7 protein-coding genes are annotated in these 7021 nt (G+C 40.5%); all 7 read right to left on the reverse strand.

Annotated features, from left to right (window positions below):
* Positions 1–217 precede the first annotated feature (217 nt).
* Complete coding sequence (locus CHB62_RS11920; protein ID WP_176414870.1) at positions 218–622, reverse strand: hypothetical protein; 405 nt, start codon at positions 620–622, stop codon at positions 218–220.
* Between the two features lie 17 nt (positions 623–639).
* Complete coding sequence (gene der, locus CHB62_RS11925; protein ID WP_009012649.1) at positions 640–1953, reverse strand: ribosome biogenesis GTPase Der; 1314 nt, start codon at positions 1951–1953, stop codon at positions 640–642.
* A 342-nt stretch (positions 1954–2295) separates the two neighbouring features.
* Entirely contained in the window at positions 2296–3177 is an 882-nt protein-coding gene (gene era, locus CHB62_RS11930) for a GTPase Era (RefSeq protein WP_089367014.1), read from the reverse strand.
* A gap of 187 nt (positions 3178–3364) precedes the next feature.
* Entirely contained in the window at positions 3365–4384 is a 1020-nt protein-coding gene (locus tag CHB62_RS11935; protein WP_009012647.1) for a beta-ketoacyl-ACP synthase III, read from the reverse strand.
* A 2-nt stretch (positions 4385–4386) separates the two neighbouring features.
* Positions 4387–4572, reverse strand: coding sequence for a 50S ribosomal protein L32 (gene rpmF, locus CHB62_RS11940; protein WP_009012646.1), 186 nt, complete (start codon positions 4570–4572; stop codon positions 4387–4389).
* A 22-nt stretch (positions 4573–4594) separates the two neighbouring features.
* Complete coding sequence (locus CHB62_RS11945) at positions 4595–5113, reverse strand: YceD family protein (protein WP_089367015.1); 519 nt, start codon at positions 5111–5113, stop codon at positions 4595–4597.
* 353 nt (positions 5114–5466) lie between these two features.
* Positions 5467–6633 (reverse strand): sensor histidine kinase, encoded by a 1167-nt coding sequence (locus tag CHB62_RS11950; protein WP_167386059.1) that lies wholly within the window; start codon positions 6631–6633, stop codon positions 5467–5469.
* Between the last annotated feature and the right edge of the window lie 388 nt (positions 6634–7021).

Genomic DNA, 7021 nt, shown 5'->3' on the forward strand with positions numbered 1-7021 from the left:
AGATTTTCAATGAAAGAGGATGAAAATAGGATAGATAGTTGACTGTCTCAGCTATATTTTTGTTTAATGAGTAACTTTGGCTCTTACGTTAAAGCACTACGAAAAGCGTACACACATTTAACGGAAGAACCTGTTTTGTAACCTAACACAAAGCGGATGACAAATAAAAAGAGGATTGCCTTTTATCAGCAATCCCCTTTATATGTAAACGATAGAACTATCTCATCAACCATTTTCCATGCACCTTCACCATTGGCACAACAAACTGCTCGGTTGTCTTGTCACCATAATGGAAAAGTAGGAAGGCACTGGCTGTACTGTCCTTGGCAGAGAACACTGATGAAGTCAAAGATACTGAGTCGACACCTTTATGGCCTTCTTTCTGCTGCTCAACGAACTGACGGAAATTAATCAAAAGCTGTTTACGATAACTATCAGGCAATTTCTCTACACGATTTTCACCATTTAAAAAGGCATCATACTTACCTTTTAATAATTGCTCGTAATAGTGCTTGGCTGCCTGACCAGCCAGTCTACCGTGATCTATCTCATCCTTCTTCTTGCTACATGCCAATAACAAGCATGATAAAACAAGAAGAAAAGAATACAGAACTCGTTTCATTGATATTCCTCCTACGGCTACTTCTGACGAACAAACACATTGATTGGACAACCATGAAGGTTCCAGTTCTCACGAATCTTATTCTCTAAGAAGCGACGATACTGCTCCTTGACATATTGTGGGAGGTTCGCATAGAACACGAAAGATGGTATCTGTGTGTTTGGAAGCTGTGAGCAATACTTAATCTTGATATACTTACCCTTCACAGACTGTGGTGGGGTTGCCTCGATGATAGGAAGCATGACCTCGTTCAACTTCGTTGTACCAATATGTATTGTGCGGTTCTGATATACTTGCTTTGCTGTTTCAAGAACCTTAAAGATACGTTGTTTGGTCAGAGCTGAAGCAAAGATAATTGGGAAATCAACGAATGGTGCCATACGGCTACGAATAGCATTTTCAAAGGTATCGATGACTTTCTGTGTCTTGTCTTGTACCAAGTCCCACTTATTCACAACCACAACAAGACTCTTGTTGTTACGCTGTATGAGCTGAAAGATATTCATATCTTGTGACTCAATGCCTCGAGTTGCATCCAACATAAGAATACATACGTCCGCATTCTCAATACTTCTGATAGAACGCATCACACTATAGAACTCCAAGTCCTCGGTTACTTTGTTCTTACGACGGATACCGGCAGTATCAACAAGATAGAAATCAAAACCAAACTTAGTGTAACGTGTATAGATACTATCACGTGTTGTACCTGCTATCTCGGTCACTATATTACGGTCTTCACCAATGAACGCATTGATAAGACTTGACTTTCCTGCATTAGGACGACCTACAACTGCAAAACGAGGGATGTCTTGATCAACGATTTCGTCTGGTGCATCTTTCAGATTCTCAAGTAGTGTATCGAGCAAATCACCTGTTCCTCCACCCGTGGCAGCACTGATACAGATAGGATCACCTAAACCAAGCTTATAGAATTCGGCTGCCTGATAATACTCACCACTATTATCTACCTTATTAGCTACAAGGAGTACAGGTAGTTTGGTGCGTCGAAGAATCAATGCAACATCCTCATCCCAGTCAGTAATGCCAGTTTCCGTATCAACAACAAAGAGTACAAGGTCGGCCTCTTCAGTTGCCACAAGGACCTGTTTGCGGATTGCGTCTTCAAAAATATCATCTGACTTCACAACCCAACCACCCGTGTCTACAACAGAGAACTCACGACCGTTCCATTGACACTTACCATATTGACGGTCGCGTGTGGTACCTGCAGTATCACTTACAATTGCATGACGTGTTTGGGTTAATCGATTGAATAAAGTGGACTTACCTACGTTTGGGCGTCCTACGATAGCTACTAAATTTGCCATTTATATTGGTCTTTTCCCTCCTCATAACTCTTGAATAGCTTTATTACTACCATGAGAAGGCCCAGATGTGGTCAGGCATCCGATGAATATTTGCCGAGGATGACCATTCCCCAGCCCTCGCATCGTGCGAGAGTATACCCTACTAAGCAGTTAGGGCGATTCTATCTTATTATAAAGGTAGGCTATAAACCTTATTGGGCTTATTTGCTTTATTTTCTTATTAACCTTATTAGCCCTAAGGGGCTTATTAGCCTTATTAGCCCAATTTCCCCAATAAGATTTCTCTCATCCCTCCTTTTTTAGGCATTCCTCTCCTTTCAAAGATTCGATGAGGCCCCTTTTCTACTCCGGATTATAACCGAAATGCTTTAGTTCCTTCTGTGAGTTACGCCAATCTTTATCAACCTTAACGAAGGTCTCAAGGAATATCTTCTTGTCAAAGAAACGTTCCAAACTCTTACGAGCCTCAGTAGACACCTTCTTGAGAGCCATACCCTGATGTCCAATGATTATTCCCTTTTGACTATTACGTTCCACATAAATGACCGCATTGATATGGATTTGGCGGTCATCCTCCTTGAAGCTCTCAACAACAACCTCAACGGAATAAGGGATCTCCTTATCGTAATAGCGCAGAATCTTCTCTCGGATAATCTCTGAAACGAAGAACTTTGCAGGCTTATCTGTCAACTGGTCCTTATCAAAGAAGGCTGGACTCTCAGGCAATAGTTCGTGAACACGCTTCATGAGAATATCAATCCCAAACTTATTCTTAGCTGAGATAGGAAGTATCTCAGCATTTGGTAACAGTCCATGCCACTTCGTCACAAGGTCGCCAAGCTTCTTCTGATCACTCTCATCAATCTTATTGATAAGTAAGATGACTGGTATTGACATCTTTGCAACCTTCTCAAGAAAGTCCATATTCTTCTCAGGATCTTCTATAACATCGGTCACATAAAGTAAGATATCTGCATCGGCCAAAGCTGATTCTGAGAATTGAAGCATCATCTCCTGCATCTTATAATTGGGTTTCAACACTCCTGGCGTATCTGAGAAAACGATCTGCGAATCCTCTGTGTTGACAATTCCCATTATACGATGACGTGTTGTCTGAGCCTTGAAAGTAGCTATACTGAGTTTCTCACCAACGAGTTGATTCATCAGTGTACTCTTTCCGACATTTGGATTACCTACGATATTTACAAATCCTGCTTTGTGCATATATACTATATCCGACCATCTCTTCCTAAAAGAAGGGACTTTTGAAAAGTTCTGTTATAATATTAACTTAAGAAACGGACGTGAGACAATATCTCAACAACCATATTCTTAATCCGATTTTAATAGAAAAGCGCACCTATCTTATTATGAAAGAAAGATGCGCTCTTTGTATGATAACTTAAAGTCTTTACTTCTTAACCGCCGCAGAGGCACCGTCGTATGCCCACTTAAAGTAAGCTGCACCGTTAACGAAACCTGCACCGAAGGCAGTGAATATAATCTTATCACCCTTCTTCAGTTGTGACTCATAATCCCAAAGAACAAGTGGCATACAAGCAGCACTGGTATTACCATAACGCTGAATGTTAACCAACACCTTCTCCATTGGGACACCTATGCGTTTTGCAACAGCCTCGATGATACGAAGGTTCGCCTGATGACAAACAACATAATCAATATCATTCTGTGTCAAGCCATTACGCTCCAACAGTGTTGCACAGTCTTCACCCATTGCCGTTACAGCATAACGAAAGACAGTGCGACCCTCTTGGTAGGTATAATGCAAACGATGATCAACTGTGAAACTTGAAGAAGGACAAACTGAACCACCAGCCTTTACGTGGAGGAATGGAAGGCCCTTACCATCTGTACGATGATAAGAATCAATCATACCAATACCCTCTTCCGTTGTTCCTTCTAACATGATAGCACCTGCACCATCACCGAAGAGAGGACATGTCGCACGATCACGATAATCAGTTATTGCTGACATCTTATCAGCACCGATAACTATGATACGCTTATGACGACCACTCTGGATCATATTGCAAGCTACATCGAGTGCATACATGAAACCGCAACAAGCAGCAGCTAAGTCAAATGCGAACGCATTCTTTAATCCAAGCTTCCCTAAAACGATAGAGGCTGTGGAAGGATGCGGATAGTCAGGAGTCGTTGTAGCAACAATGACAGCATCAATACTATCTGGATCAGCACCTGTCTTCGTCATCAGGAGCTTTGCTGCTTTACGTGCCATATAAGACGTACCGAGGCCTTCCTCCGTAAGGATGCGGCGCTCCTTGATACCTGTACGAGTAGTAATCCACTCGTCATTGGTATCAACCATACGAGACAATTCCTCATTGTTGAGGACATAGTCTGGCACGTATCCAGCGACACCTGTTATAATCGCATTGATATTACTCATGCTTATTCAGCTGTTTCTTTTACGACAGCAACCTTACCGCGATAGTAACCACAAGTTGGGCAAACTGTGTGATAAACATAATAAGCACCACAATTAGGGCATAATGCCAATGTAGGAGCTACTGCCTTATCGTGAGTTCTTCTCTTGAGTGTACGAGTCTTTGACTGTCTTCTTTTTGGATGTGCCATAATTCTTTAAACGTTTAATATTTTATTTTTTCAATTTTAATAGAGCTTCCCAGCGCGGATCCATCGCCTGCTCGTCTTCCTCACCGCTTCGGGCGGCAGAGTACTCCTCAAGAGCTCGTACCATAGCAGGGTTGCATTTTCCAGGTGCATGCACATGCTTGATAGGGATTGCGAGAGCTATGAATTCGTAGAGGTACCATGCAACATCGAGTATTCCTTCGTCCTCGGCCACCGTTACAAGGTCGTCCTCTTCTGAGTTTTCTGTTCCAAACTTTGCTTCGAGACGTTCTATTGCCTCTATTGACTGCTCCATAGGTTCAAGACAGACATCACATGGAACCATGACTATGCCTGCTAAATGGAAGTCAAGAGTAAAGAAATCTTCTCCTGTGCGCACGATATCAAGGGATACATGCACACTGCCTTGACTCACTTCAGGAGCGTCAACTTCCTTAAAGTAAGTGTCATCCAGGTCGAACTCAAGGTGATTAACACCTTCTTCCAGACCCTTCAAATCTATTTTAAGGGTTTCTAAGTCCATAATTGGGTTGCAAAGTTACGAATATTTTTCTGATTATAAGCAAATTATAAGTAAAAAAAGTAAGAGCACATGTGTAAGTCTTATTATACTCTTTCGCTTATACCCATAATCAAATGATGTTTTGTGTAGTCTATTCATTGAAAGACAAAGTGATTTTTCATTTATAACGAAGGTTCTAACAGAGTACCTACCACATCCTGTCTATGGGTCAATAAGCAATAAAAATTAAGACCTTTGATTGCTATATCTCAATTACTTTCGTATAAAAAAGTATTTTTCTTCATGACCAAAAACATTTATTCTCATGAAAATAAATATTTTTTCTCAAGAAGAGAAATTCAGAACATGGAGTCTTACCTCTTTCGAAGTTCTATTCGAAAGGTGGTACCTTTACCTATTTCTGAGTTTTTAACATATATCTTTCCATGATGATACTCCTCTACTATACGTTTAGCGAGACTCAAACCTAAGCCCCAGCCTCGCTTCTTGGTTGTAAAGCCAGGTCGAAACACATTACTTATATCTTTCTTTTTAATTCCTTTACCCGTATCACTAACTTCTACGATAGCACGCTTGTCTGTCTCTTCCAAACGCAACGTTATACTACCTAACTTTCCCCCCATCGCATCAACAGCATTCTTACATAGATTCTCAATTACCCACTCAAAGAGGGATGCATTCATATTAATGATAACATCTTCATTAGGTAGCTCTGTCTTCATCTCTATCTTCTTTGAGGTACGACGATCCATATAATCAACGACATGGATAAGAACATCATTCAAACAGGATGGAACGGGTTCAGGAATTGACCCAATCTTTGAAAAACGATCTGCTATCAGTTGTAATCGTTTTACATCCTTATCCATCTCAGGCAAGAGTTCATCATCTGGATAAGTTTCTTTCAAGATTGTCGACCAAGCCATTAAGGAAGAAATTGGTGTGCCCAATTGGTGCGCAGTTTCTTTACTTAATCCCACCCAAACTTTATTTTGCTCCGCACGCTTCGAAGTCAATAAAGCAAAAATAGCAACAATAACAAATAATAGTACCACTCCTAACTGTACGTATGGATAAACGGCAATACGCTTTAACATCAAAGAATCGTCATAACATACATCTATATAATCATGATTATTCTTACTCAAAGAAATGCGTATTATCTGTCCAGATGCCTTCATCTGTTGCGCGTATGAAGTTATAAACGCAATACTATCTTTAGCGTTTCGTGCCTTAATCTCTATATTACGATATTCTGTGACAACTCCTTCGTTATTCAACACAACAACAGGAATAGTATGATTCTCGTCTAAAACCTTCAAAACAAGACTTAAATCAGTGTTTTCATCTGCAGCACTTAATGATTTCATCGCTTCTGCCCACACCTGCATCTTACTCTTTTCCTGTTCAGCCAAGTCATGTGTCAAAGAGCGTGACACAAGCAACGAAGCTACAGCTATAAGAATTGCTGCAACTACTAAGAAAATCTTTACTTGTCGAATCCTATCGGTCCACTGCATATAAAGAATTAACGAAAAGAATAAAAGAATATTATAAAAAATGACTTAATCCTATAACAAATTACTCAACAAGCTTAATTAGTAAATTTAACTTATTATCCTAAAACTATTAGGCTAATTAGCCCAATTAGAGTTATAAGCCTTATTAGCCCCATTAGACTTATAGGCTCTATAAGGCCCATTAGGCATATCAGCCCCATACTATTAAGCCCATAGCCCCTTAGACTTATAAGCCATATAAGGCCCATTAGGCTAATAACCATCCCTCGTAAAACTCTACCATAACTCACCAACAACAAAAAAAGAGCCTTGAAGATTTCTCTTCAAGGCTCTTGTAAAAGAAGGCGGCCACCTACTCTCCCGCATTGCATTGCAGTACCATCGGCGC

Origin of the sequence: Prevotella jejuni (assembly GCF_900187995.1) — a bacterium.
GTDB classification, from domain to species: Bacteria; Bacteroidota; Bacteroidia; order Bacteroidales; family Bacteroidaceae; genus Prevotella; species Prevotella jejuni.

Bases quoted from the DNA above. Each gene is read 5' to 3' on its own strand.
- rpmF (WP_009012646.1), bottom strand. From the start codon at position 4,572: ATGGCACATCCAAAAAGAAGACAGTCAAAGACTCGTACACTCAAGAGA.
- CHB62_RS11935 (WP_009012647.1), bottom strand. From the start codon at position 4,384: ATGAGTAATATCAATGCGATTATAACAGGTGTCGCTGGATACGTGCCA.
- CHB62_RS11950 (WP_167386059.1), bottom strand. From the start codon at position 6,633: ATGCAGTGGACCGATAGGATTCGACAAGTAAAGATTTTCTTAGTAGTT.
- CHB62_RS11920 (WP_176414870.1), bottom strand. From the start codon at position 622: ATGAAACGAGTTCTGTATTCTTTTCTTCTTGTTTTATCATGCTTGTTA.
- era (WP_089367014.1), bottom strand. From the start codon at position 3,177: ATGCACAAAGCAGGATTTGTAAATATCGTAGGTAATCCAAATGTCGGA.
- CHB62_RS11945 (WP_089367015.1), bottom strand. From the start codon at position 5,113: ATGGACTTAGAAACCCTTAAAATAGATTTGAAGGGTCTGGAAGAAGGT.
- der (WP_009012649.1), bottom strand. From the start codon at position 1,953: ATGGCAAATTTAGTAGCTATCGTAGGACGCCCAAACGTAGGTAAGTCC.